Here is a 23,375-nt window from a genome sequence, read left to right as displayed (position 1 = left end):
TACCCGTTTACTCGTGGCATTACCCCTGCGCGAATTTGGCATTCTACCCTCAGTCATTCCGTATTGAAGGTTTTGCTACCGTGTCTCAGGATAGCGATCAGGAAAAAACAGAGTCCCCCACGGCCCATCGACTTGAAAAAGCACGAGAAGAAGGGCAAATCCCGCGATCGCGCGAGCTGACATCGATTCTGATGCTGGTGACCGGCCTGAGTATTCTGTGGGTCGGCGGCGAGTGGATGGGGCGAAAACTGGGTGCGCTGGTGGCCGATGGTCTGGTCTTCAATCATTCCGTGGTCAGCGATACCAGTCAGATGCTTCATCAGATAGCCAATCTGCTAATGCAGGCCGTGCTGGCCATTCTGCCAATGATGTTCGGCCTGGTGGTGATGGCAATTGCGGCACCAATGCTGCTGGGTGGGCTGGTGATCAGCGGCAAGTCGATTAAATTCGACTTCGGCAAAATGAACCCGATAAAAGGCCTGGCGAAACTGGTGTCCGCGCAATCCGCGGCCGAACTGCTCAAAGCCGTGCTGAAAGCGACGCTGGTGGGCGTGGTGACCTGGCTGTATATCTGGCATCACTGGGCGGAAATGTTACGCCTGATCAGCGAATCGCCGGTGACGGCTCTGGCCAGCGCACTGAATATGATTGCCATGTGCAGCATTCTGGTGGTGCTGGGGCTCTCCCCGATGGTGGGTTTCGACGTCTTCTTCCAGGTGTACAGTTACTTCAAAAATTTACGCATGTCTCGTCAGGATATTATGGACGAGCACAAGCAGCAGGAAGGCGACCCGCATGTGAAAGGGCGTATCCGTCAGCAGATGCGGGCGGCCGCCAGGCGACGCATGATGCAGGATGTGCCGAAGGCGGACGTGATAGTCACTAACCCGACCCACTATTCGGTTGCGTTGCAGTACGACGAAAAGAAAATGAGCGCACCAAAAGTGCTGGCGAAGGGCGCAGGAGAAATTGCTCTGCGCATTCGTGAACTGGGCAAGGAGCACCGCATCCCGATTCTTGAAGCACCGCCGCTGGCGCGTGCGCTGTATCGTCATAGTGAAATTGGTCAGCATATTCCCGGGACGTTGTACGCAGCCGTGGCTGAAGTGCTCGCCTGGGTGTGGCAACTCCGCCGCTGGAAAGTGGAAGGGGGGCTGATCCCGAAGAGACCTGTTAAATTGCCGGTGCCGGATGGGCTGGACTTTGTTGGAGAACAAAAATCTGATGGCTAATCTGGCCGCATTACTTCGCTTACCCGCTAACATGAAAGACACGCAGTGGAAGGTGCTGGCCGGGCCGATCCTGATCCTGCTGATCCTGTCGATGATGGTGCTGCCGCTGCCGCCGTTTATCCTCGATCTGTTGTTCACCTTCAACATTGCCCTGTCGATCATGGTGCTGCTGGTGGCGATGTTCACCCAGCGCACGCTGGATTTCGCTGCCTTCCCGACCATCCTGCTGTTTTCCACCTTATTACGCCTGGCACTGAACGTGGCCTCAACGCGTATTATTCTGATGGAAGGCCATACCGGGGCCGCCGCCGCCGGTCAGGTGGTGGAAGCCTTTGGCCACTTCCTGGTCGGTGGCAACTTTGCCATCGGTATTGTGGTGTTTGTTATCCTGGTGATCATCAACTTTATGGTTATCACCAAAGGGGCCGGGCGTATTGCTGAAGTGGGCGCGCGTTTTGTCCTTGACGGGATGCCGGGTAAGCAGATGGCGATCGATGCCGACCTCAATGCCGGGCTGATTGGCGAAGAGGAGGCGAAAAAACGCCGCTCTGACGTGACCCAGGAAGCGGACTTCTACGGTTCGATGGACGGTGCGAGTAAATTTGTTCGTGGTGATGCTGTCGCCGGTATCATGATTATGATTATCAACGTCATCGGCGGTCTGCTGGTGGGCGTGGTACAGCATGGGATGGACGCCGGACATGCGGCAGAAACGTATACGCTGCTGACCATTGGTGATGGCCTGGTCGCGCAGATCCCGGCGCTGGTGATCTCGACCGCCGCCGGGGTTATCGTTACCCGCGTCGGTACCGATCAGGACGTCGGTGAGCAGATGGTGGGCCAGCTGTTTAATAACCCACGCGTGATGATGCTCAGTGCGGGCGTCCTCGGCCTGCTTGGCCTGGTGCCGGGAATGCCAAACCTGGTCTTCCTGCTGTTTACCGCCGCCTTACTGGGTCTGGCCTGGTGGATACGCGGCAAGGAGATGAAGCCGAAAACCAGCGATGCCCCGGCTCTGTCAATGGCCCGCCAGCCGGAGAGTGCCGCCAGCGTTGAAGCCACCTGGGGCGATGTCCAGTTGGAAGATTCTCTGGGGATGGAAGTGGGTTACCGGCTGATCCCGATGGTCGACAGCGCTCAGGATGGCGAACTGCTGGGACGTATCCGCAGCATCCGTAAGAAATTTGCGCAGGAGATGGGCTTCCTGCCGCCGGTGGTGCATATCCGTGACAACATGGATCTGACGCCGGCCCGCTACCGTATTCTGATGAAAGGGGTGGAGATCGGCAGCGGTGACGCCTATCCGGGGCGCTGGATGGCGATTAACCCCGGTACGGCGGCAGGGACACTTCCGGGAGAAGTGACCGTTGACCCGGCCTTTGGTCTGGAGGCGATCTGGATCGACAGCGCGCTGAAAGAGCAGGCACAGATTCAGGGCTTCACCGTGGTGGAAGCCAGTACCGTAGTGGCCACGCATCTTAACCATCTGATCGGCCAGTATGCCAGCGAGCTGTTCGGTCGTCAGGAAGCGCAGCAGCTACTGGATCGCGTCACCCAGGAAATGCCGAAGCTGACGGAAGATCTGATCCCTGGCGTGATCACCCTGACCACGCTGCACAAGGTGCTGCAGAATCTGCTGGCAGAGCGTGTTTCTATCCGCGATATGCGCACCATTATTGAAACGCTGGCGGAACATGCTGCGGTGCAGACCGATCCCCAGGAGCTGACCTCGGTGGTACGTGTGGCACTGGGCCGCGCCATTACCCAGCAGTGGTTCCCGGGCAACGGAGAAGTGCAGGTGATTGGCCTGGATACCACGCTTGAACGTCTGCTGCTGCAGGCGCTGCAGGGCGGTGGTGGCCTGGAACCGGGGCTGGCGGATCGCCTGCTGGCACAGGCGCAAACGGCGCTGCAGCATCAGGAAGGGCTGGGTGCACCGCCGGTGCTGCTGGTGAATCATCCGCTGCGTGCGTTACTGGCCCGCTTCCTGCGCCGCTCGCTGCCACAGCTGATGGTCATTTCGAATATGGAACTGACTGACAACCGCAATATCCGTATGACGTCCACCATTGGAGGCCACTGATGAAGGCGCTGGCAGGAGTGTTGCTGCTGATGCTGCCGGGCCTGAGTCTGGCGGCTGATGGTGGCTGGCAGGCGAGCGCAACGGGCCCGGCACTCTCCAACCGGGGCGTGCAGGCATCATCGCGCCCTCTCAGCCCGCCTGAAGCGCTGCCCGGGACGATGACCGATGTGGTGTGGCGCTATACGCTCAGCGCGCCTGCCCCTGCCGGATTGCAGGTTCGCTTATGCTCAGAGAGTCGCTGTGTACCAATTGAGGGAGCCAGCGGTTCAACGCGCGGGCTGACCAACGTGGCGGCCGGTGAGACGCTACGCTTTATCTATCAGGTAGAGGGAAAAGGGCGGGTGTTTCCGGTGTTGCGGGTGGTCAGTAATGAGGTGATGGTGAATTACCGCCAGGCATCGGCGCTTCCTGCGGTTGATCTGCACTGATCAGTAAGGCCTGATGACAGATTTCCCCCTTCACCTGTTGGCGGAGTTGTCGCTGTTTGCAGCTGAAAGCCAGCACAACGCCCGTGGGATGAAGCCAGACTCAGACTTACCGCTGAACGTTTAGCGAGGAAAAGCTGAGGGCTCCCTCAGGGGCGACCCGTGTTCCGGCCGCCCCTGAGCGCTTACATCCGTTCTACGGTTTCAATACCCAGCGTATCCAGACCCTGCTTCAGGGTTTTCGCCGTCAGCAGCGCCAGGCGCAGGCGGCTCTGCTTTGTCGCCTCATCTTCTGCGGTCAGGATCGGGCAGTGCTCGTAAAAGCCGGAGAACAGCCCGGCAAGATCGTACAGATAGCTACACATCACGTGCGGCATCCCGTCGCGGGCAACCTGAGTAATCGTTTCTTCGAACTGCAACAGCCGGACGGCCAGCGCCGCTTCACGATCTTCGGCGATGGCGGTTGCACCCGTAACGCCGTGCTCATCAATGCCGGCCTTACGGAACACGGACAGCACACGCGTATAGGCGTACTGCATATAGGGCGCTGTGTTACCTTCAAACGCCAGCATGTTATCCCAGTCGAAGATGTAGTCAGTGGTGCGGCTTTTCGACAGGTCAGCATATTTGACGGCACCGATACCGACAATATTCGCCAGCGCTTTCAGCTCATCTGCGGGCATATCCGGGTTCTTTTCAGAGACCAGTTTTGTTGCACGCTCAATGGCCTCATCCAGCAGGTCGGAAAGCTTGATTGTGCCCCCGGCGCGGGTTTTAAACGGCTTGCCATCTTTGCCCAGCATCATGCCGAACATATGGTGTTCTAAAGGAACAGAGGCCGGAACATAGCCAGCTTTGCGTACGATAGTCCATGCCTGCATCAGATGCTGGTGCTGACGTGAATCGATGTAGTACAGCACGCGATCTGCTTTCAGGGTTTCATAGCGGTATTTAGCGCAGGCAATATCCGTGGTGGTGTAGAGATAGCCGCCATCCTTTTTCTGGATGATCACCCCCATCGGCTCGCCTTCCTTGTTCTTATACTCATCAAGGAATACGACCGTCGCGCCTTCGCTCTCGACGGCCAGGCCTTTGGCTTTCAGGTCGGCAACGATACCCGGCAGCATGTCGTTGTACAGGCTCTCGCCCATCACATCGTTACGCGTCAGGGTCACGTTCATACGGTCATAGATCAGCTGATTCTGCGCCATCGTGATATCCACCAGGCGCTTCCACATCTTACGGCAGTACTCGTCGCCGCCCTGCAGTTTCACCACATAACCACGCGCCCGCTCGGCAAAAGCGGGATCTTCGTCGTAGGTACGTTTCGCTTCGCGGTAGAACACTTCCAGATCCGCCAGGGCGATCTCTTCATGCTGCTCGTTCTGCTGTTTCTCAAGGAAAGCAATCAGCATTCCGAACTGGGTACCCCAGTCGCCGACATGGTTTGCCCGGATCACATTGTGGCCGAGAAACTCCAGCGTACGCACCGCGGCATCGCCAATAATCGTTGAGCGAACGTGGCCGACGTGCATCTCTTTCGCGACGTTCGGCGCAGAGTAGTCAATCACCACTGTCTGAGGATTAACGGGGGCCACACCCAGTTTGGGGGCAGCCAGCACGCTGTCGATCTGGGTGGACAGCCACTCGGGTGCCAGGAAAATATTGATAAATCCGGGACCGGCGATTTCGACCTTTTTGGCAATACCCGTGAGATCCAACTGCTCCAGCACTTTTTCAGCCAGTTGTCGCGGCGGCATTCCCAGGCTTTTGGCGACGGCCATCATGCCGTTAGCCTGGTAATCACCAAACTGTGCTTTTGCCGACTGGCGCACCTGAGGTTCACAATCCAGGGGAGCACCCACTGCGATCATCGCCTGACTGACTTTTTCTGAGAGAAGAGCCTGAATATTCACCGAGTTACCTTAATTTTTCTGAAAGCCTGTGAGCAGGCCGTTGTCACCGCGCCGCCGTCATCAGGGTGTAAGTCACTCATGGCGTCAGCGCTTAAAAAAGAAGGGGAAAAGTATACTGCATTTAGGAACAAGTTATCCAGGAACCTGCATGCCTGGATAACTTGCTGAATGAGCATGGAGATAGCGTACTGCGGGGCTGTTTTCCGCGAGGCGGGATTAACGTCGGCGTTGAGGGCGGTGGGGACTGGCAACAGTCGTTTTCCCGCTTCGAACCCGCCAGTGGCGTACAATCGCCAACGCCATCATCGCGATCAGGACGGCGACAAGCAGTATCATCAGCATTGGGCTTTTCCTCGTGTGGATGGTCGGGACAAATCTATAAGAAAGCAGAATAGCCTACAATGCACCCTGTGCGATTTAGGAATTGTCGCATTGTATAAATTTAACTAAACTAAAACATAAACTTAAAGGCTGTTTTCTAAAAAAAAAGCTGGTACTGAACCAGTGAGGGCTGGATGTCTGTCTGAGTAAGCAGGCAATTAATATGAATAATTCCGATAATTACGGCTTATTCTATTCAATCTATTGGTCTTTAAAGTCGCTCACAGGCGTTGATATTAATAAGAGAAATTACTGTAAATGAAGGATTTGAGCATGATGATCATCGAAAACGCCGAGGAACTAAGCGATCTGGCTAATGATTTACCCCGTTTTTTACAATGCCTTAACCACCTTTCTCAGCGTTTAGGGCTAAAGCTTGATGATTTAGAGGTCGACCATATCGCTGTCAGATGCCATCAAAACACCACGGCAGAACGATGGAAGCAGGGATTACTCCGCTGTGGCACCCTTTTTTCTGAAAAAGAGATTGGGGGACGTCCTGTTGCGCTGTTTGATTTAGCCACCCCACTGCAGGTGGGGCCGTGGCAGATTAACGTGGTTGAACTTCCCTGGCCGGGGGAGCGGCGCTATCGCCATGAAGGCTGGGAACATGTGGAAGTGTTACTGCGAGGCGATGAGCAGACGCTGGGGGCTCGTGCACTCGCCCTGATGAGCGACGAAGGACTGATACAGCAGGGGATTTCCGTTAAAAACAGTGCACCTAAAGGGGAAGGGGAACGCCTGCCTAACCCGACACTGGCCGTCAGTGACGGGCTGGTGACCATCAAATTCCATCCCTGGAGTCTGAAAGAGATTGTCGGGAGTGAAAGAGCGCGTCAGCGCTAGTGCCCGATCGCCAGCGCCAGCGTCATGCGACGTAATGCTTCATCTAACATTGCGCGCTGGCAGCCAAAATTGAAGCGAATAAACTTATCGTCACCAAAGTCACGTCCCGGTGAGAAACCCAGCCCGTGTTTTTCAAAGAACAGCGCCGGGCTGGCGACTTTCAGTTTGCTGGCATCAATCCAGGCCAGATAGCTGGCTTCCGGTGCGGCCACACTCAGGCCAGGCAACTTATTGATATGTTGAGTCAGGCAGTCACGGTTGCCACGCAGATAGTCCAGCTGTGCCTCCAGCCAGGGCTGACCGTCACGCCAGGCGGCGGTAGCCGCCACAAAGGACAGCACATCCACATCCGGCACCAGGCCTTTACGCTCGCGATTAAACCGGTCACGCAGGTCCCGATTGGGAATAATCGCCAGCGATGCGCCCAGACCGGCAATGTTGAAACTTTTTGACGGTGACAGTAGGGTAATGGATCGTTGCGCGGCATCCTCGCTCAGGCTGGCAAAGGGGATATGCCTGACGCCGGGTTCCAGCAGCAGGTCGCAGTGGATTTCATCGGAGCACACCACCAGGTTATGGCGTTGGGCGAAACGGAGCTGGGCCTCCAGCTCATCACGCCGATAGACCGTACCGCCCGGGTTTTGCGGGTTGCACAGTAATAACAGTTTTTCGTTGCCGGTCATCTGGTCGTTCAGGTCATCAAAATCCACCACCCAGCGCTGATCCTTAAGCTGCAGCGGGGCACTAAGCTGGGTACGACTGGCGAGTCTGGCGGCCTGACGGAAAGGCGGATAAATCGGGGTGGGCGCGACAGTACCCTGGTGGGGTTCGGTAAAGGCGCGTACGCTCAGATTCAGACCGGTCACCACGCCGGGTAAAAATACCAGCCATTCCGGCTGAATATGCCAGCCGTAGCGCGTACTCATGCGGTCGACGACAAGATGAATCAGCTCATCGGGCGGCACACCATAACCAAAGATCCCGTGTGAGATACGTGTCTGTAATGCTTCGGTAATACAGTCTGCTACGCGAAAATCGGTGTCGGCGACCCACAGTGGAAGGATATCCCGATCACCATATTTTCGCCATTTCAGGCTATCGCTGTGACGGCGGTCTATCCGTTGGTCAAAATTGAATGCCATGATGCTGATTCCCGTTAAAATAAATACCTGTAATACCGATCAGACTAATCATCGGCATCGAAATAAACAACCAGCCAGCAGTGATAAACCGGAGGATGGGATGCGAAAACTGGAAATATGCTGCTATGGAGTGGAATGTGCAGTCACGGCAGAGAAGGCAGGGGCGGACAGGGTGGAGCTCTGTGCTGCTCCGGCAGAGGGGGGGCTGACGCCATCGGCGGGAACGCTGATGTCAGCTCGACAGCGTGTGTCCATACCGGTACATCCTATCGTCCGGCCGCGCGGCGGCGATTTCTGTTACAGTGAGATTGAATTCGAGCAGATGAAGTCAGATATCGACTTTATCCGCGAGCTGGGTTTCCCCGGACTGGTGGTGGGCCTGCTGGACATTGATGGCCATATTGATCTGCCACGCATGCAGCAAGTGATGAAGCACTGTCAGGGGATGGCGGTGACGTTTCATCGCGCTTTCGATCTGTGCCACAGCCCGTTGCTGGCGATGACCCAACTGACTGACTTAGGCGTGGCGCGTATTCTCACCTCCGGCCAGCAGCAGAGTGCGGAGAGTGGTTTACCTCTTTTACGGGAACTTACCCATAAGGCCCGGGGTCTGAAAGTCATGGCCGGTGCGGGTGTCCGTCTGAGCAACGTTCAAAAATTTATCGATGCCGGCGTTATTGAGCTTCACAGCTCCGCCAGCCAGCGAACTGCGTCACCCATGCGTTACCGCAAAGCCGGTGTCTCCATGTGTTCTGAGGCGGAAAACGATGAATTTACCCGTACCAGTGTGGATGGTGATGTGGTGGCCGCGATGAAGAGTGTGATGTCATTCGGGGCTCCGGTGAAAGTGGCCTGATGCGGTTCTCCTTTTACACCGATACTGGCGGTTCTCATTCACAGTAACCTACTGATTTTGCCGCGCAGCACGCCGAAACGTGACGTGATGTTTGCAAGTACCAGACCCCAGCTACCTTTGTTGGGGTTTTTTTTGACTCAGACGCGTGTTACAGGTGCGCCAGGGGGCAAAAAAACTCTACACTGCATGCTTCTCTTTACTCTGTCATGGAAGCCGTGATGAAGATTCAGTTTTTGAGTTATTCCCTGATGGCATCGCTGGCGTTGCTGCTGGCCCCGGCGGCACAGGCCTGCCAGCCCGGCTATCAGCAGATCAACAGTAATAACAGCATCGTCATGCTGGGCGGAACGGCACAAGGACCGATTAAACAGTTTGTGCTTGGCGAATTTGGTAAGGATGTTAATCAGCAAAAGCGCATGATCGGTGAATTTGACCCCTGTGGCGTTCTGCAACGTGCCGATATTCGTTACGACAAACAGGAAGGCCGCCTGCAGATTGAACTGGTGCAAAATTTTGAGCGCGTCAGTGATGGCTGGCTTTCCAGCTATACGATGACGGTGTCAGAACTGGGAAGCGGAGCGGCCACGGTCATCAACGACAAACGTGGCACGACGCACTACCGTACTAACAATCGCGGGATGATTGTCAGTTCTGCCGACGCATTTATGCTTAAGGGTGAGAGCGGGTTTACTGAAACCACGCACTTTTTCGACCGGAAGTCGCGACTGATCCGCAGCACCTCCCGCGGAACTGACGCCAACAGTAACGGCGTCCTGACGTACCGCTGGAATAAAAAGAATCAGCTGGTGGCGTCAGACTCTGAGCGACAGAAAATGACCTGGGACTATGACAGGGAAGGGCGTGAACTCCGTCTGAATACGCGGTCTGACAGTCCGATAAGCAGTATGACGACGCAGGACGAGTGCCAGCTCTGGGACGATCGTGACAACTGTACGTTAAGTTATGCCCGTGAGATGGAAGTGTTTCCCGGAGGAATTGTCCGGCGAAATATCACGGCAGCTTACCGCTATGAGTACTGGAAATCGCCCGGTCGCTGACTGAGAAGGCCGGCCTGAGTGGCCGGCCTGTCGGGGGCGTGCTTACTTCACCGACTGACTGAAGGCGTCCACAGCCAGAATGGCCTGAGCGACATCCTCCGCGCTCAGTCCCGGATTGAGGTTTTTCAGCGTGTCACCCTCGTTACCGGCCAGCGCGCCAATTTTCACCAGGTTTTCCCAGCTCTCTTTATCCAGATGCATCTCTTTGAGCGTGGTTGGCATGTTTATCGCGCGGTAAAAACGGACGTAACGGGCAATTTCTTCGTCCGGGCGCTGCTCAAGGATCATCTGCGTCAGCGTGCCGTAGGCGACTTTTTCTCCGTGCGTCAGGTGATGGATATCGCCTTCAATCGCCGTAAACCCGTTATGAATAGCGTGCGCACCAGCCAGGCCGGCATTTTCGAAGCCAAGGCCAGAAAGCAGCGTGTTGGCCTCCACTACCGCTTCCACTGCCGGTGTCACCAGCTGTTTTTCCACTGCCTGACAGGCGCTCAGGCCCCAGGTGAGCAGGGTTTTCTCACAGGCTTCCGCAATCGCCATCCCGGCAATCGTCGGATCACCATTGACCATTGATTTGCTGTGAGAACGCTTCACCGCCTGGGCTTCAACGTAAGTGGCCAGCCCGTCAGCGATGCCGGAGGCAAACAGACGCACCGGTGCCCGGACGCAGACCTGCGTATCCACCAGCACCAGATCCGGGTTTTTGCTGTAAAAACGGTAGCTTTCGAAGACGCCGCTGTCGGAATAGATGACCGACAGTGCGCTACAGGGGGCATCGGTGGAGGCGATGGTCGGCACGACGGCAACCGGCTGCTTCAGTTCGTCGGCAACCGCCTTCACCGTGTCAAGGGTTTTACCGCCGCCCAGACCGACCACGATGTGGGTGCCTTTCTCTTTTGCCAGATTAGCCAGACGGGTAATTTCATTGCTGGAAGCTTCGCCATTAAACGCTGCGTAGTGGCAGCCAATATTGCTGGCTGCCAGTGATGCCTCGACCTCTTTGCCAGTCAGGCCCCAGACGATATCGTCGGCCACCACGAAGGCACTGCTTCCCAGCTCTGCCAGATATTCGCCCAGGTGAGCAAGCTGCCCGGCGCCCTGAATGTATTTCCGTGGTGATGAAAAAACAAATTTACTCATACCAGTTACTCCTTTCAGGTGAAATGAACGCATAACTGACTGTAGACTAATTCCTTAGTATTAAGCTTGTTACCCAAAAAGAGGTATTGAAGAAAAAAAGGGCAGGTTGCTTGACGGGGATCAGAAAAGGGGCGCAAGGGAAACGCAGGGCCGTCGTGTGACGATCGGCCCTGGCGTGGTCAGGGTTTGGTCGCGACCAGCACCGCACGCAGCGGAGCAGGGTAACCCTCAACGGTTTTCGTCGGGTCATTCGGGTCGAGGAATTCGGCCAGCGACTCGCTGGTCATCCAGCTGGTGCGACGCTGTTCCTCCGTGCTGGTCAGCGAGTAATCGGCGATGCGCACATCGACGAAACCGCATTTTTCCAGCCAGTTTTTTAGCGCGCCGGTGGAGGGAATAAAGTAAACGTTACGCATCTGGGCGTATCGTTCACCCGGCACCAGCACCTGCTGGTCATCACCTTCCACCACCAGCGTCTCCAGCACCAGCTCACCGCCGCTGACCAGCTGATTTTTTAGCTGGAACAGATGATCGAGCGGAGAGCGACGATGGTACAGCACGCCCATGGAGAAAACGGTATCGAACGCTTTCAGCTCCGGTAACTGCTCAATACCCAGGGGCAGCAGGTGCGCACGCTGATCGTTGCCCAGGAGTTTACGCACCGCCTCAAACTGGCAGAGGAACAGCTGCATGGGATCGATACCCACCACCAGTTGCGCGCCGGCCCCCAGCATTCGCCACATGTGATAACCACTGCCGCAACCGACATCCAGCACTGTGCGTCCGGCCAGCGGGGAAATATGCGGTAAAACACGCTCCCATTTCCAGTCAGAACGCCACTCGGTATCAATACTGACCCCGTAAAGTGAAAACGGACCTTTACGCCATGGCATCAGGTTCCGCAGCAGTTTTTCAATTCCCTCGCGCTGGCGGGCCGACAGCTGGCTGCTGTCAGCGGTCACGCTGTGGAGCAGATCCAGTGTTTCGGGCGTGAGTGCAGGCAGATGTTCAACCGAGCGATCCCAGTTTTTAAAGTGCCCGTGCAGGGCTTCCCGCTGCCAGGCCGCGATCTGCGCGGGCAGGGTTTCCAGCCAGTGTGAGAGGGGGCTTTTAGCAATAAGTTGGTAAAAATTTCCAAAATCCATCAGGCGTGACCTGCTTTTAAGGCCACCAGAGAGCCAAAGTTGAAACACTGGAACCACAGTTCGGCGTGCTGGAAACCGGCTGTATGCAGGCGCTGCTTGTGGGTTTCCACGCTGTCCGTCAGCATCACATTTTCCAGCATGCTGCGCTTCTGACTGATCTCCAGTTCGCTGTAGCCGTTGGCCCGTTTAAAATCGTGGTGCATGTTAAACAGCAGCTCACCCATCTCAGGGTCGGCAAAGCTGAATTTTTCTGACAGCACCAGCGCCCCACCGGGGCGCAGGCCCTGATAAATCGTGTTCAGCAACTGCTGACGCTCTTCAGGGGCAAGAAACTGCAGGGTGAAGTTCAGTACGACCAGGGACGCATTCTCTATCGGGATCTGGCGAATATCGTCCTCGATCACCTCCACCGGGGTGTCGGCGCGGAACGCATCTATATGGCGCCGGCAGCGCTCAACCATTGCCGGGGAGTTATCCACGGCAATGATCTGACAGCCAGGTGCCTGAATATGACGACGCACCGACAGGGTGGCCGCGCCCAGCGAACACCCAAGGTCATAAACCCGGGAGTCGGGCTGAACAAAGCGCTCGGCTAACATACCAATCATTGAAATAATATTGGAATAGCCGGGCACGGAGCGCTGAATCATGTCGGGAAACACTTCAGCAACGCGCTCATCAAACGTCCAGTCGCCCAGTTTGGCAATTGGCGCGGAGAACAGCGTATCGCGGTTAGACATAGTGGTAAGTCCGGGGAAGCTAACGGAAAGGGCATATTCTGGCAGAAAGTGATGGGGGCTGCACCTTTTCTGCCAGCCTGGCCGTCAGGAAAGGCCAAACACCAGGTCCCAGGGCAGGAACAACAGATTCACCAGCACCATCCCCGCCAGGGAAAGAAGGGTCAGCAGCATGCCATTTCGTCGCCACAGCACGGTACGACTGCGCAGGCCCCACGCATGCATCATGCGACCAAAGAAGAAAAACAGGCCCAGCAGGTGCAGCATCCAGATATCGGCGCCGTTCATCTCCATCATCACCAGCAAAAACATCGCGATGGGAATATTTTCTACCGCATTGCCGTGGATGCGAATGGCCAGTTGCAGATCGGAAACGCCGCCGTCGCCAATCGAAACCCTGTACTGCCGACGTAAACGCACGACGTCGAGTAAAAACTTCAGAATAAACAGCGAACCAACTACCACGTAAAGTGCACTGACCATCTCTCACTCCATGATGTAAGAATTATCTTGCCGAACAGGGTAGCGAAGAAAACTCAGGCTGTCGCCTGCCCGCCGATCAAAACAGCATCTCCTGCTGTGGCCAGTTGGGGACTTCACCGATGCCGGGCACGGCCTGCTGCAGGCCAGGCCAGAGTGCGCGAACCAGCTCGGGAGCAAACCCGACATCCGGAGTGTGAATAAACAGCCAGGGCTGGCCTGCGGCGCACCACTGCGGCAGGCGCTGTCGCCAGGCGTCAAACCACTTTGCATTGGCCGAGAGATCATCGCCCCCGATAAAGCGGATCATTGGGGCATCTGCCGTCATCACGGCGTGAACGGGCAATTTGGGTTTTTTACGCTGTGCTTCGATAATCGCCGGAGAGGAGGGGATGGCGCTGTGAACCCCACGCGTATCCAGGATCACCCGATTGACGCCACGCTGGTGCAGTCCACGGTTCAGCGCCTGTTCAGCCTCGCCCTTGGCGAAAAACTCCGGGTGCCGTACCTCTACCCCGTAGCGAAACGCCGTCGGCAAACCGTCCAGAAACTGCCAGAGTGCGGGCAGGTCAGCGGGTGAAAACGCTGACGGCATCTGCAGCCAGAACTGTCCCATTCGATCGGCCAGCGGGGAGAGCAGATCAAAAAATTCTGCGGTCAGATCGCCGCACTGTCGCAGCGATGCCTGATGGCTGATGGTGGCGGGGAATTTAAAACAGAAGCGGAAGTCATCATGGGTCATGGCCCGCCAGCGTTGAACCACTTCCGGGCGCGGCAGCGCGTACAGCGTGGTGTTGCCTTCGACACAGTTAAAGTAGCGGGCATAATCTTCCAGGGTGGTCATTCCCAGTTTTTTCCATTGTGGGTGCTGCCATTGCGGCAGGCCAAGGTACAACGGCGTCATCGCATTTCCTGTTTAGGTGAACTGCGGGCGACTGTAACGTGGGGAGAGGGAGGAGCGCAACACAGATTGCGGAGGAGGAAAATGTACGACCGGTTCCCTCCGGTCGTTGACGCACTACTGCAATGCCGCCAGGATCTCATCGCTCTGACGAACGCGGGCAATGCGGGGGAAGATCCATTCGACGCTGGCCTGATGCTGTTCCGCCGTCGCGGTGCTGCAGATGTCTTCGGCAATCACCAGATTGAAGCCCAGCTCCCAGGCATTGCGTGCGGTCGACTCCACGCCAATATTGGTGGCAATGCCGCCCAGGACAAGGGTGTCAATGCCGCGTCGGCGTAGCTGTAACTCCAGGTCCGTGCCGTAAAAGGCCCCCCACTGGCGTTTGATAACGGACAAATCGGTGGCCCGGGCATTCAGTGCCTCAGGGTAGTCCCACCAGTTGTCCGGCAGCGCACCGCCGGCATGGGCGGCATCCACCGGCTGTCTCAGTGCCTCTGCAAAATCGGCGGACCAGCCAACGCGCACCAGCACCACAGGGGCATTAACAGCGCGAAAATGCGCGGCCAGCGTGGCCGATCGGCGGACGACGTCATCGGCGGAATGCGGAGCATGGCCGAAGGGCAAAATGCCTTCCTGCAGATCGATCAGAACCAAAGCAGTGGTGTTGGGGTTAAGTTTCACTATCAGAATCTCCGCGAGAAGGTAGGAAACCGTCAAGAATACAAAGGAAAGGCCTCAGGCGGCGATGAAAATGATGTCGGTAAAGCGCAGTGTTTTGTTAGCGGTTATGTCGAGGTGATGATGTTTTGTTAACCATCTGCTCCAGTGAGAGGGGATATCGGGGTTTTTCTGCCCCTTTCCCGCGCCGACAGCACTTATCCTGTGAGCCATTTTCCATTATAATGGCAGCCATTTTTCGCGGCAGCAGCGCTCCTCAGAGCAGGATATTGACCATAAAGCTGTGCCAGCAGCGCTGAAGTTAAAAGGATATCATTATGCGTACTGAGTATTGTGGGCAGATCAATCTGTCTCATGTAGGCCAGCAAGTGACACTGTGCGGTTGGGTTAACCGTCGCCGCGATCTCGGCAGCCTGATCTTTATTGATATGCGTGACCGTGAAGGCATCGTGCAGGTGTTCTTTGACCCGGATCGCCAGGAGGCCTTCAAACTGGCCTCTGAACTGCGTAACGAGTTCTGCATCCAGTTAACCGGCACCGTCCGCGCGCGTGATGAGAAGAACAAAAACAGCGATATGGCGACCGGTGAGATCGAAGTATTCGCCACCGATCTGACCATCATCAACCGCTCTGAACCGCTGCCATTAGACTCCAATATGGCCAACAGTGAAGAAGCGCGTCTCAAGTATCGCTATCTTGACCTGCGTCGTCCGGACATGGCGAACCGCCTGAAAGCCCGTGCGAAAATCACCAGCTTCGTGCGCCGCTTTATGGACGAGCACGGTTTCCTGGATATCGAAACCCCGATGCTGACCAAGGCGACGCCGGAAGGCGCCCGTGACTATCTGGTGCCCAGCCGCGTGCATAAAGGCAAGTTCTATGCCCTGCCACAGTCACCTCAGCTGTTTAAACAGCTGCTGATGATGTCCGGCTTTGACCGTTACTATCAGATTGTAAAATGCTTCCGTGACGAAGATTTACGTGCGGATCGTCAGCCTGAATTTACCCAGATCGATGTGGAAACCTCCTTTATGACCGCACCGCAGGTGCGTGACATCATGGAACGTCTGGTGCGCAATCTGTGGGTCGACGTGAAGTCGGTTGAGCTGGGTGATTTCCCGACCATGACCTTCGCAGAAGCCATGCGTCGCTACGGTTCTGATAAGCCCGATCTGCGCAACCCGATGGAGCTGGTGGACGTGGCCGATCTGGTGAAAAAAGTGGAGTTCAGCGTTTTCTCCGGCCCCGCCAATGATGCCAAAGGCCGTGTGGCGACACTGCGTGTACCGGGTGGCGCACAGCTGAGCCGCAAGCAGATTGACGACTATACCAAGTTTATCGAAATCTACGGGGCTAAAGGCCTGGCGTGGATGAAGGTCAACGAACGCGCTAAAGGTCTGGAAGGGGTTGCCAGTCCGGTCGCCAAGTTCCTTGATGCCAGTATTGTTGAAGAGATCCTGGCGCGTAACGGCGCGGCCGACGGGGATATCATCTTCTTCGGCGCGGGCAGTGCGAAAGTGGTGGCTGATGCGCTGGGCGCGCTGCGTCTGAAGCTGGGTCGTGACCTGAAAATCACCGACGAAGCCGCCTGGGCTCCGCTGTGGGTGGTTGACTTCCCGATGTTTGAAGAAGACGGTGAAGGCGGCCTGACGGCCATGCACCACCCGTTCACCGCGCCAAAAGATATGTCCCCTGGTGAGCTCGCATTACAGCCTGAACTGGCGATTGCCAACGCTTACGACATGGTGATCAACGGTTATGAAGTGGGCGGTGGTTCCGTGCGTATTCATAACGGCCAGATGCAACAGACCGTGTTCGGTATTCTGGGGATCACCGAGCAGGAGCAGCGCGAGAAGTTTGGCTTCCTGCTGGATGCGCTGAAGTTCGGTACGCCACCGCACGCCGGTCTGGCCTTTGGTCTGGATCGTCTGGTGATGCTGCTGACCGGCACCGATAATATTCGCGACGTCATCGCCTTCCCGAAAACCACCGCAGCGGCCTGTTTGATGACCGAAGCGCCAAACTTTGCTAACCCGGCTTCGCTGGCTGAACTGGGCATTGAAGTGGTTAAGAAAGTGAAAGATCAGCCGTCAGAGAACGAATAATGGCGTTTAAGCATCCGGTTTCGGTTCTGGTGGTGATTTATGCCCTGGACACCCGGCGGGTGCTGATGTTGCAGCGACGTGATGATGTGGATTTCTGGCAGTCGGTCACCGGCAGCCAGGAGCCCGGCGAAAGTTTGCTACAGACCGCGCAGCGGGAAGTGCAGGAAGAGGTCGGGATTGATATTAACGCTGGGCAGCTCACATTCGTGGACTGCCAGCGTCATATAGAATTCGAAATCTTTGCGCACTTTCGCCACCGCTATGCGCCGGACATTACCCACAACCGGGAGCACTGGTTTACTCTGGCGCTCCCTGCGGAATGCAACATCACATTGAGCGAACATCTGGCTTTTCAGTGGCTGGATGCCCCGGCCGCCGCGGCGCTCACCAAGTCCTGGAGTAACCGCCAGGCAATTGAAGAATTTGTAGTGTAATTTTTGTTTTTTATCTTTTGAACTTAGCCAAACGTTCAGGCGTCTGTCGGCGCAGCGAGATGGCAGCCGGCAAGATAACCTGTTCAGCGTTGATTTGGAGACAAGAGTAAATGGCAGGACATAGTAAATGGGCAAACACCAAGCACCGCAAGGCGGCCCAGGATTCTAAACGCGGTAAAATTTTCACCAAAATCATTCGTGAACTGGTGACCGCTGCCAAACTGGGCGGCGGTGATGCGAACTCTAACCCACGCCTGCGTGCGGCGATGGACAAAGCGCTGTCAAACAATATGACCCGTGACACCATGAACCGTGCCATTGCACGCGGCGTGGGCGGTGACGATGACAGCAACATGGAAACCATTATCTATGAAGGTTATGGCCCCGGCGGTACGGCGGTCATGGTCGAGTGCCTGAGCGACAACCGCAACCGTACCGTGTCTGAAGTCCGTCATGCCTTCACCAAAACCGGCGGCAATCTCGGCACCGATGGTTCCGTAGCGTATCTCTTCACCAAAAAGGGTGTGATCACTTTTGCACCGGGCCTGGAGGAAGATACGGTGATGGACGCGGCGCTGGAAGCCGGCGCAGACGACGTGATGACCTATGATGACGGGACGATTGACGTGTTTACCGCCTGGGAAAATCTGGGCGCAGTGAAAGAGGCGCTGGAAGCGGCAGGGCTGAAGGCAGACAGCGCCGAAGTCACCATGATCCCGTCTACTAAAGCGGATATGGATGCCGAAACAGCGCCTAAGCTGCTGCGTCTGATTGATATGCTGGAAGACTGCGACGACGTGCAGGAGGTTTACCATAACGGTGAAATTTCTGACGAGGTAGCGGAAACCCTGTGATACACCGACCATCACATCTGGTGAGCGCGTAATGGCTATTATTTTGGGGATCGACCCCGGTTCGCGCATCACCGGTTACGGTGTGATCCGGCAGGCGGGGCGGCAGTTAACCTATCTGGGTAGCGGCTGTATTCGAACCAGTGTGACTGATTTGCCGACGCGGCTGAAACTGATTTATGCCGGGGTGAGCGAAATCATCACCCAGTTTCAGCCGGAGTTCTTCGCGATAGAACAGGTCTTTATGGCGAAGAATGCAGACTCCGCGCTGAAGCTGGGTCAGGCACGCGGGGCGGCGATCGTGGCCGCCGTCAATCAGGATTTGCCGGTGTTCGAGTATGCCGCGCGCCAGGTAAAGCAGACCGTGGTGGGCATCGGCAGCGCCGAGAAAAGCCAGGTGCAGCATATGGTGCGGACGCTGCTCAAACTGCCTGCGAATCCGCAGGCGGATGCGGCCGATGCGCTGGCAATTGCCATCACGCACTGCCACCTGAGCCAGAACGTTAACCGTATTGGTGAGGGAAAACTGAACCTTGCACGCGGGCGTCTCAGTTAACTCGGGAAGTCCGCGAATCATATTCAGGCTGGATATTCATCCAGCCTTTTTTATGCTATAAACACCACTCTGAATAGTTATCTGAAGGAAGCGAATGTGATAGGTCGTCTGAGAGGCATTATCCTGGAAAAACAGCCGCCTGTGGTGTTGCTGGAGGCGGGCGGCGTGGGTTATGAGGTGCAGATGCCAATGACCTGTTTTTATGAGCTTCCCGACCTCAATCAAGAAGCGATTATCTTCACCCACTTTGTGGTGCGTGAAGATGCGCAGCTGCTGTTTGGCTTTAACAGTAAACCGGCGCGTGCGCTGTTCCGTGAACTGATTAAGGTCAATGGCGTCGGGCCGAAGCTGGCGCTGGCGATCCTCTCCGGCATGTCTTCCCAGCAGTTTGTCACCGCCGTTGAGCGCGAAGAGATCGCCGCACTGGTCAAACTGCCCGGCGTGGGCAAGAAAACTGCCGAGCGCTTAGTCGTGGAGATGAAAGACCGCTTCAAAGGGATGCACGGCGATCTGTTTGCCACCGATGCGCCGTTTGCACTGACCAGCGAAATGCCGGCCGAAGCTGCCAATGATGCTGAAAGCGAAGCCGTCTCTGCGCTGGTGGCCCTGGGCTATAAGCCTCAGGAAGCCAGCCGTATGATCAGTAAGGTTGGAAAACCGACCGCAGACTGCGAAACGCTGATCCGCGAAGCCCTGCGCGCTGCTATTTGACTGAGGTAGAGCATGATTGAAGCCGATCGCCTCGTTTCCGCCGGGGTTGTTACCGAAGAAGAAGTCATTGACCGCGCGATCCGACCGAAAATGCTGGCGGAGTATGTCGGCCAACCGGTGGTGCGCGAACAGATGGAAATCTTCATTGAAGCCGCCAAAAATCGCGGTGATGCCCTCGACCATCTGCTGATTTTCGGCCCGCCAGGCTTAGGGAAAACCACGCTGGCGAACATTGTCGCCAACGAGATGGGTGTGAATCTGCGGACTACCTCCGGGCCGGTGCTGGAAAAAGCCGGCGATCTGGCGGCCATGCTCACCAACCTCGAACCGCACGACGTGCTGTTTATCGATGAGATCCACCGTCTTTCACCGGTGGTGGAAGAAGTCCTTTATCCGGCCATGGAAGATTATCAGCTGGATATTATGATTGGCGAAGGGCCGGGCGCCCGGTCAATCAAACTTGACCTGCCACCGTTCACCCTGATTGGGGCCACCACGCGCGCCGGGTCCCTGACCTCACCGCTGCGTGACCGCTTTGGCATCGTGCAGCGCCTGGAGTTTTACCGGGTGGAAGACCTGCAGCATATCGTCGGCCGCAGCGCTGCCTGTCTGGGCCTGCCGCTGAGCGATGACGGCGCGCTGGAAATCGCCCGCCGGGCACGGGGAACGCCGCGTATTGCTAACCGTCTGCTGCGGCGGGTGCGCGACTTTGCCGAGGTTCGTGCAGCCGGCAATATGAGCGGTGACGTCACCTCAAAGGCGCTGGATATGCTGAGTGTTGATACCGAAGGCTTTGACTATATGGACCGTAAGCTGCTGCTGGCGATCATCGATAAGTTTATGGGGGGGCCGGTAGGGCTGGATAACCTGGCGGCAGCAATAGGTGAAGAGCGCGAAACCATCGAGGACGTGCTGGAGCCGTATCTGATCCAGCAGGGGTTTATTCAACGCACCCCACGTGGCCGTATGGCGACCGGACACGCGTATAAACATTTCGGCATCACCCGCGAAGAGCAGTAGGTAGCAAACCCCGGGGACGAGGCGACCGGAAAGGTCTCCTCCCGGGTGGGCGAGGGGCTGCCCCTTTTCCGGTCAGCCCGTCACCATCATGATTACACAGCCGGCTTCTTCACCATACTGATGATAAACATCACTGCCGCGCCCAGTACCACGGACGGGCCGGCGGGTGTATCGTAAAACGCAGAGAACGTCAGGCCCGCCGTCACCGCCAGAATACCGAACACCACGGCCAGTCCAGCCATCTGCTCGGGTGAGCGGGCAAAGCGCCTTGCGGTCGCCGCCGGAATAATCAGCAGGGAGGTGATTATCAGCGCCCCGACAAACTTCATGGCAACGCCGATAGTCAGGGCGGTGATCAGCATCAGGATCATTTTCGTGCGCTGAATATTGACGCCGTCAACCTGTGCCAGCTCAGGACTGATGGTCAGCGACAGCAGCGCGCGCCATTGCCAGGCCAGCAGCAGCAGCACCACGACCACCCCGGCCACAATCGTCCACAGGTCGGTGGGGGTCACTGCCAGCAGATCGCCAAACAGATACGCCATCAGATCAACCCGCACGTCAGACATCAGGCTGACGACTACCATACCCAGCGACAGCGCGCTGTGCGCCATAATCCCCAGCAGGGTATCAATAGCCAGGTGCGGGCGCCGCTCCAGCCAGACAAGCACCAGCGACAGCAGCAGCGTCACGGCGATCACCGCGTAAAAAGGACTGACGTTCAGCAGCAGACCAAAGGCCACCCCCAGCAGTGAGGCATGCGCCAGCGTATCGCCAAAATAGGACATCCTGCGCCAGACAACAAACGAGCCCAGCGGCCCGGCGGCCAGAGCCAGCAGTACGCCCGCCAGCCAGCCCGGTAATAACAGTTCAATCATGACGGCCGGTTCCTTTGCGCAGGATAATTCGTCCCTGGAGATCGTGACGGTGGTTGTGATGGTGGCGATAAATGGCCAGCTGTTCCGCACCGCGCGGACCAAACATCGAAATAAACTCCGGATGTTTAGATACGGCCTCCGGGGTACCCGAACAGCAGATATGATGATTGAGACAGAGTACCTCGTCGGTTTTGGCCATCACCAGGTGCAGGTCATGGGAAACCATCAGGACGCCGCAGTTCAGCTCACGACGCAACTGGTCAATCAGGTCATACAGCGCGACCTGGCCATTCACATCCACGCCCTGGGTGGGTTCGTCCAGCACCAGTAGCTGCGGCTGATTAAGCAATGCACGCGCCAGCAGGACGCGCTGCATCTCTCCGCCTGACAGTTTCTGCAGCGGATACTCCAGCAGTTGGGCTGCCTGGACTCGTTTCAGCGCAGGCAGAATGTCCCCCCGTTTCACGCCAGAACGCAGGCGCATAAAGCGGTCTACGGTCAGGGGCAGGGTGACATCAAGATGAATCTTTTGCGGTACGTAGCCGATGCGCAGCTGTGCCGGACGCAACAGCGTGCCTGAGGTCGGCGCAATCAGCCCAAGCACGACGCGCACCAGCGTCGATTTACCGGCACCGTTCGGCCCCAAAAGAGTCAGGATCCGACCGGGCTGCAGCGAGAGTGAGACATCGGACAACACACGGCGTTGACCAAAGCTCACAGAAATTTTATCAAGGGCAATCAAAGATGACATGTTCATTACGGGTTGCAGAAATTTACGAATGTTATAATATCACAATCCATCGACACTTCACGATGGATTGAATCATTATGTTACATAAAAAAACGCGTGTATTTTCAACGCTGGCCGGCCTGAGTATCGCCGCTTCGCTTGCGCTTCCTGCCCAGGCTGATGTGGTCGCCTCCGTTAAGCCTGTTGGTTTTATCGCGGCAGCCATTGCTGATGGCGTCACGCCCGTTCAGGTTCTGCTTCCGGACGGTGCTTCCGAACATGATTACGCCTTACGTCCATCTGACATTAAACGCTTGAAGAGTGCGGATTTAGTCGTCTGGGTCGGCCCGGAAATGGAAGCGTTCATGACCAAATCTGCCGCCGCCTTACCTGCTGCTAAGAACGTTCAGATGAGCGATCTTCCCGGGGTGAAACCCCTGTTACTGAAGGGCGGAGAAGACGAAGAAGAAGAAGAGCATGAGGCGCATTCAGGGCACTCACACGGGACCGCTGACAGCCACGATCACCACCACCATGGTGAATATAATATGCATCTGTGGATGTCGCCGGAAATTTCCAAGAAAACTGCGATTGCAATCCATGCAAAATTATTGGAACTTATGCCGCAAAGCAAGGACAAACTAGACGCAAACCTGCAGCACTTTGAGGCAGAACTGGCGTCAGCCGATGCGAAAATCAGTAATCAGTTAGCCCCGGTCAAAGGAAAAGGGTATTTCGTTTTTCATGATGCATACACATACTTTGAAAAACACTTCGGTCTGACTCCATTAGGTCATTTTACCGTCAACCCTGAGATCCAGCCCGGCGCACAACGTTTACATCAAATACGAACACAGTTGGTTGAGCAAAAAGCGACCTGCGTTTTTGCTGAGCCACAATTCAGGCCGGCCGTGATTGAAGCCGTTGCCAGAGGGACCACCGTGCGTTCGGGCACACTGGATCCACTCGGGACGGACATCACCCCAGGTAAAGACAGCTATGTGACATTCCTCTCACAGCTGTCCAGCCAGTATGCGAGCTGCCTGAAAGGAGAATAGAGGATCATT

23 protein-coding genes are annotated in these 23,375 nt (G+C 56.4%); 13 read left to right on the top strand and 10 right to left on the bottom strand.

Features of this window, described 5'->3' with window-relative positions:
• Positions 1 to 80: 80 nt before the first annotated feature.
• Genes flhB through flhE form a run of 3 tightly spaced genes read left to right on the top strand, consistent with a single transcriptional unit; the run spans position 81 to position 3,743 of the window.
• A complete protein-coding gene (flhB, locus tag EPE01S_RS14390) occupies positions 81 to 1,232 on the top strand; it encodes a flagellar biosynthesis protein FlhB (RefSeq protein ID WP_062746430.1) in 1,152 nt (383 codons plus the stop codon).
• On the top strand, positions 1,225 to 3,315 hold the full coding sequence (flhA, locus tag EPE01S_RS14385; RefSeq protein ID WP_062746322.1) for a flagellar biosynthesis protein FlhA: 2,091 nt from the start codon (positions 1,225 to 1,227) through the stop codon (positions 3,313 to 3,315). The genes flhB and flhA overlap by 8 nt, the downstream gene beginning before the upstream one ends.
• Complete coding sequence (gene flhE / locus EPE01S_RS14380; RefSeq protein WP_062746319.1) at positions 3,315 to 3,743, top strand: flagellar protein FlhE; 429 nt, start codon at positions 3,315 to 3,317, stop codon at positions 3,741 to 3,743. Before flhA ends, flhE begins: the two co-directional genes overlap by 1 nt.
• 182 nt (positions 3,744 to 3,925) lie before the next feature.
• On the opposite strand, the gene argS is transcribed toward flhE, so the two are convergent.
• Positions 3,926 to 5,656, bottom strand: a complete 1,731-nt coding sequence (gene argS, locus EPE01S_RS14375; RefSeq protein ID WP_062746316.1) for an arginine--tRNA ligase — start codon at positions 5,654 to 5,656, stop codon at positions 3,926 to 3,928.
• Between the two features lie 657 nt (positions 5,657 to 6,313).
• Here argS and EPE01S_RS14365 point away from each other — a divergent pair.
• Complete coding sequence (locus EPE01S_RS14365) at positions 6,314 to 6,883, top strand: VOC family protein (RefSeq protein ID WP_373279682.1); 570 nt, start codon at positions 6,314 to 6,316, stop codon at positions 6,881 to 6,883.
• Here EPE01S_RS14365 and EPE01S_RS14360 read toward each other — a convergent pair.
• Positions 6,880 to 8,025: a MalY/PatB family protein gene (locus EPE01S_RS14360; RefSeq protein WP_062746310.1), complete on the bottom strand. Its 1,146-nt coding sequence runs from the start codon at positions 8,023 to 8,025 to the stop codon at positions 6,880 to 6,882. The genes EPE01S_RS14365 and EPE01S_RS14360 overlap by 4 nt on opposite strands.
• Before the next feature lie 100 nt (positions 8,026 to 8,125).
• On the opposite strand from EPE01S_RS14360, the gene cutC reads away from it, so the two are divergent.
• On the top strand, positions 8,126 to 8,881 hold the full coding sequence (cutC, locus tag EPE01S_RS14355) for a copper homeostasis protein CutC (RefSeq protein WP_062746427.1): 756 nt from the start codon (positions 8,126 to 8,128) through the stop codon (positions 8,879 to 8,881).
• Positions 8,882 to 9,099: 218 nt separating this feature from the next.
• Positions 9,100 to 9,939 (top strand): hypothetical protein, encoded by an 840-nt coding sequence (locus EPE01S_RS14350; protein WP_062746308.1) that lies wholly within the window; start codon positions 9,100 to 9,102, stop codon positions 9,937 to 9,939.
• 42 nt (positions 9,940 to 9,981) lie between these two features.
• Here the strand turns inward: EPE01S_RS14350 and EPE01S_RS14345 are convergent, their stop codons facing one another.
• From EPE01S_RS14345 to EPE01S_RS14320, 6 genes are all read right to left on the bottom strand, one after another.
• The gene (locus EPE01S_RS14345) at positions 9,982 to 11,079 is read right to left on the bottom strand and encodes a glycerol dehydrogenase (RefSeq protein WP_062746305.1); all 1,098 of its coding nucleotides are present in this window, start codon (positions 11,077 to 11,079) and stop codon (positions 9,982 to 9,984) included.
• Positions 11,080 to 11,258: 179 nt separating this feature from the next.
• Positions 11,259 to 12,227, bottom strand: coding sequence for a tRNA 5-methoxyuridine(34)/uridine 5-oxyacetic acid(34) synthase CmoB (cmoB, locus tag EPE01S_RS14340; RefSeq protein ID WP_062746425.1), 969 nt, complete (start codon positions 12,225 to 12,227; stop codon positions 11,259 to 11,261).
• Positions 12,224 to 12,964, bottom strand: a complete 741-nt coding sequence (gene cmoA, locus EPE01S_RS14335) for a carboxy-S-adenosyl-L-methionine synthase CmoA (RefSeq protein WP_062746303.1) — start codon at positions 12,962 to 12,964, stop codon at positions 12,224 to 12,226. The genes cmoB and cmoA overlap by 4 nt, the downstream gene beginning before the upstream one ends.
• A gap of 84 nt (positions 12,965 to 13,048) precedes the next feature.
• Positions 13,049 to 13,444, bottom strand: a complete 396-nt coding sequence (locus EPE01S_RS14330) for an MAPEG family protein (protein ID WP_062746301.1) — start codon at positions 13,442 to 13,444, stop codon at positions 13,049 to 13,051.
• 76 nt (positions 13,445 to 13,520) lie between these two features.
• Positions 13,521 to 14,345, bottom strand: coding sequence for a DUF72 domain-containing protein (locus EPE01S_RS14325; protein WP_062746299.1), 825 nt, complete (start codon positions 14,343 to 14,345; stop codon positions 13,521 to 13,523).
• Positions 14,346 to 14,459: 114 nt separating this feature from the next.
• On the bottom strand, positions 14,460 to 15,029 hold the full coding sequence (locus tag EPE01S_RS14320) for a hydrolase (RefSeq protein ID WP_062746423.1): 570 nt from the start codon (positions 15,027 to 15,029) through the stop codon (positions 14,460 to 14,462).
• A gap of 311 nt (positions 15,030 to 15,340) precedes the next feature.
• On the opposite strand from EPE01S_RS14320, the gene aspS reads away from it, so the two are divergent.
• The 6 genes from aspS to ruvB all read left to right on the top strand — a co-directional run bounded on the left by aspS (position 15,341) and on the right by ruvB (position 20,700).
• Positions 15,341 to 17,128: an aspartate--tRNA ligase gene (gene aspS / locus EPE01S_RS14315; RefSeq protein ID WP_062746296.1), complete on the top strand. Its 1,788-nt coding sequence runs from the start codon at positions 15,341 to 15,343 to the stop codon at positions 17,126 to 17,128.
• A complete protein-coding gene (gene nudB, locus EPE01S_RS14310) occupies positions 17,128 to 17,562 on the top strand; it encodes a dihydroneopterin triphosphate diphosphatase (protein WP_062746294.1) in 435 nt (144 codons plus the stop codon). The genes aspS and nudB overlap by 1 nt, the downstream gene beginning before the upstream one ends.
• A 110-nt stretch (positions 17,563 to 17,672) precedes the next feature.
• Positions 17,673 to 18,416 carry a YebC/PmpR family DNA-binding transcriptional regulator gene (locus EPE01S_RS14305; RefSeq protein WP_062746291.1) on the top strand — a complete coding sequence of 248 codons (744 nt, stop codon included), beginning with the start codon at positions 17,673 to 17,675 and terminating at the stop codon, positions 18,414 to 18,416.
• 31 nt (positions 18,417 to 18,447) lie between these two features.
• On the top strand, positions 18,448 to 18,969 hold the full coding sequence (gene ruvC / locus EPE01S_RS14300) for a crossover junction endodeoxyribonuclease RuvC (RefSeq protein WP_062746288.1): 522 nt from the start codon (positions 18,448 to 18,450) through the stop codon (positions 18,967 to 18,969).
• A 96-nt stretch (positions 18,970 to 19,065) separates the two neighbouring features.
• Complete coding sequence (gene ruvA, locus EPE01S_RS14295; RefSeq protein ID WP_062746285.1) at positions 19,066 to 19,680, top strand: Holliday junction branch migration protein RuvA; 615 nt, start codon at positions 19,066 to 19,068, stop codon at positions 19,678 to 19,680.
• A 12-nt stretch (positions 19,681 to 19,692) separates the two neighbouring features.
• On the top strand, positions 19,693 to 20,700 hold the full coding sequence (ruvB, locus tag EPE01S_RS14290) for a Holliday junction branch migration DNA helicase RuvB (protein ID WP_062746282.1): 1,008 nt from the start codon (positions 19,693 to 19,695) through the stop codon (positions 20,698 to 20,700).
• Between the two features lie 92 nt (positions 20,701 to 20,792).
• Here the strand turns inward: ruvB and znuB are convergent, their stop codons facing one another.
• Both znuB and znuC read right to left on the bottom strand, forming a co-directional pair.
• A complete protein-coding gene (znuB, locus tag EPE01S_RS14285) occupies positions 20,793 to 21,578 on the bottom strand; it encodes a zinc ABC transporter permease subunit ZnuB (RefSeq protein WP_062746280.1) in 786 nt (261 codons plus the stop codon).
• Positions 21,571 to 22,329, bottom strand: coding sequence for a zinc ABC transporter ATP-binding protein ZnuC (gene znuC / locus EPE01S_RS14280; RefSeq protein WP_062746421.1), 759 nt, complete (start codon positions 22,327 to 22,329; stop codon positions 21,571 to 21,573). Before znuC ends, znuB begins: the two co-directional genes overlap by 8 nt.
• A gap of 77 nt (positions 22,330 to 22,406) precedes the next feature.
• Here znuC and znuA point away from each other — a divergent pair, with 77 nt between their 5' ends.
• Positions 22,407 to 23,366, top strand: coding sequence for a zinc ABC transporter substrate-binding protein ZnuA (gene znuA / locus EPE01S_RS14275; RefSeq protein ID WP_062746279.1), 960 nt, complete (start codon positions 22,407 to 22,409; stop codon positions 23,364 to 23,366).
• Positions 23,367 to 23,375: the final 9 nt, after the last annotated feature.

Origin of the sequence: Erwinia persicina NBRC 102418 (assembly GCF_001571305.1) — a bacterium.
GTDB lineage: Bacteria > Pseudomonadota > Gammaproteobacteria > Enterobacterales > Enterobacteriaceae > Erwinia > Erwinia persicina.
This window is presented reverse-complemented; position numbering and strand designations above follow the sequence as displayed.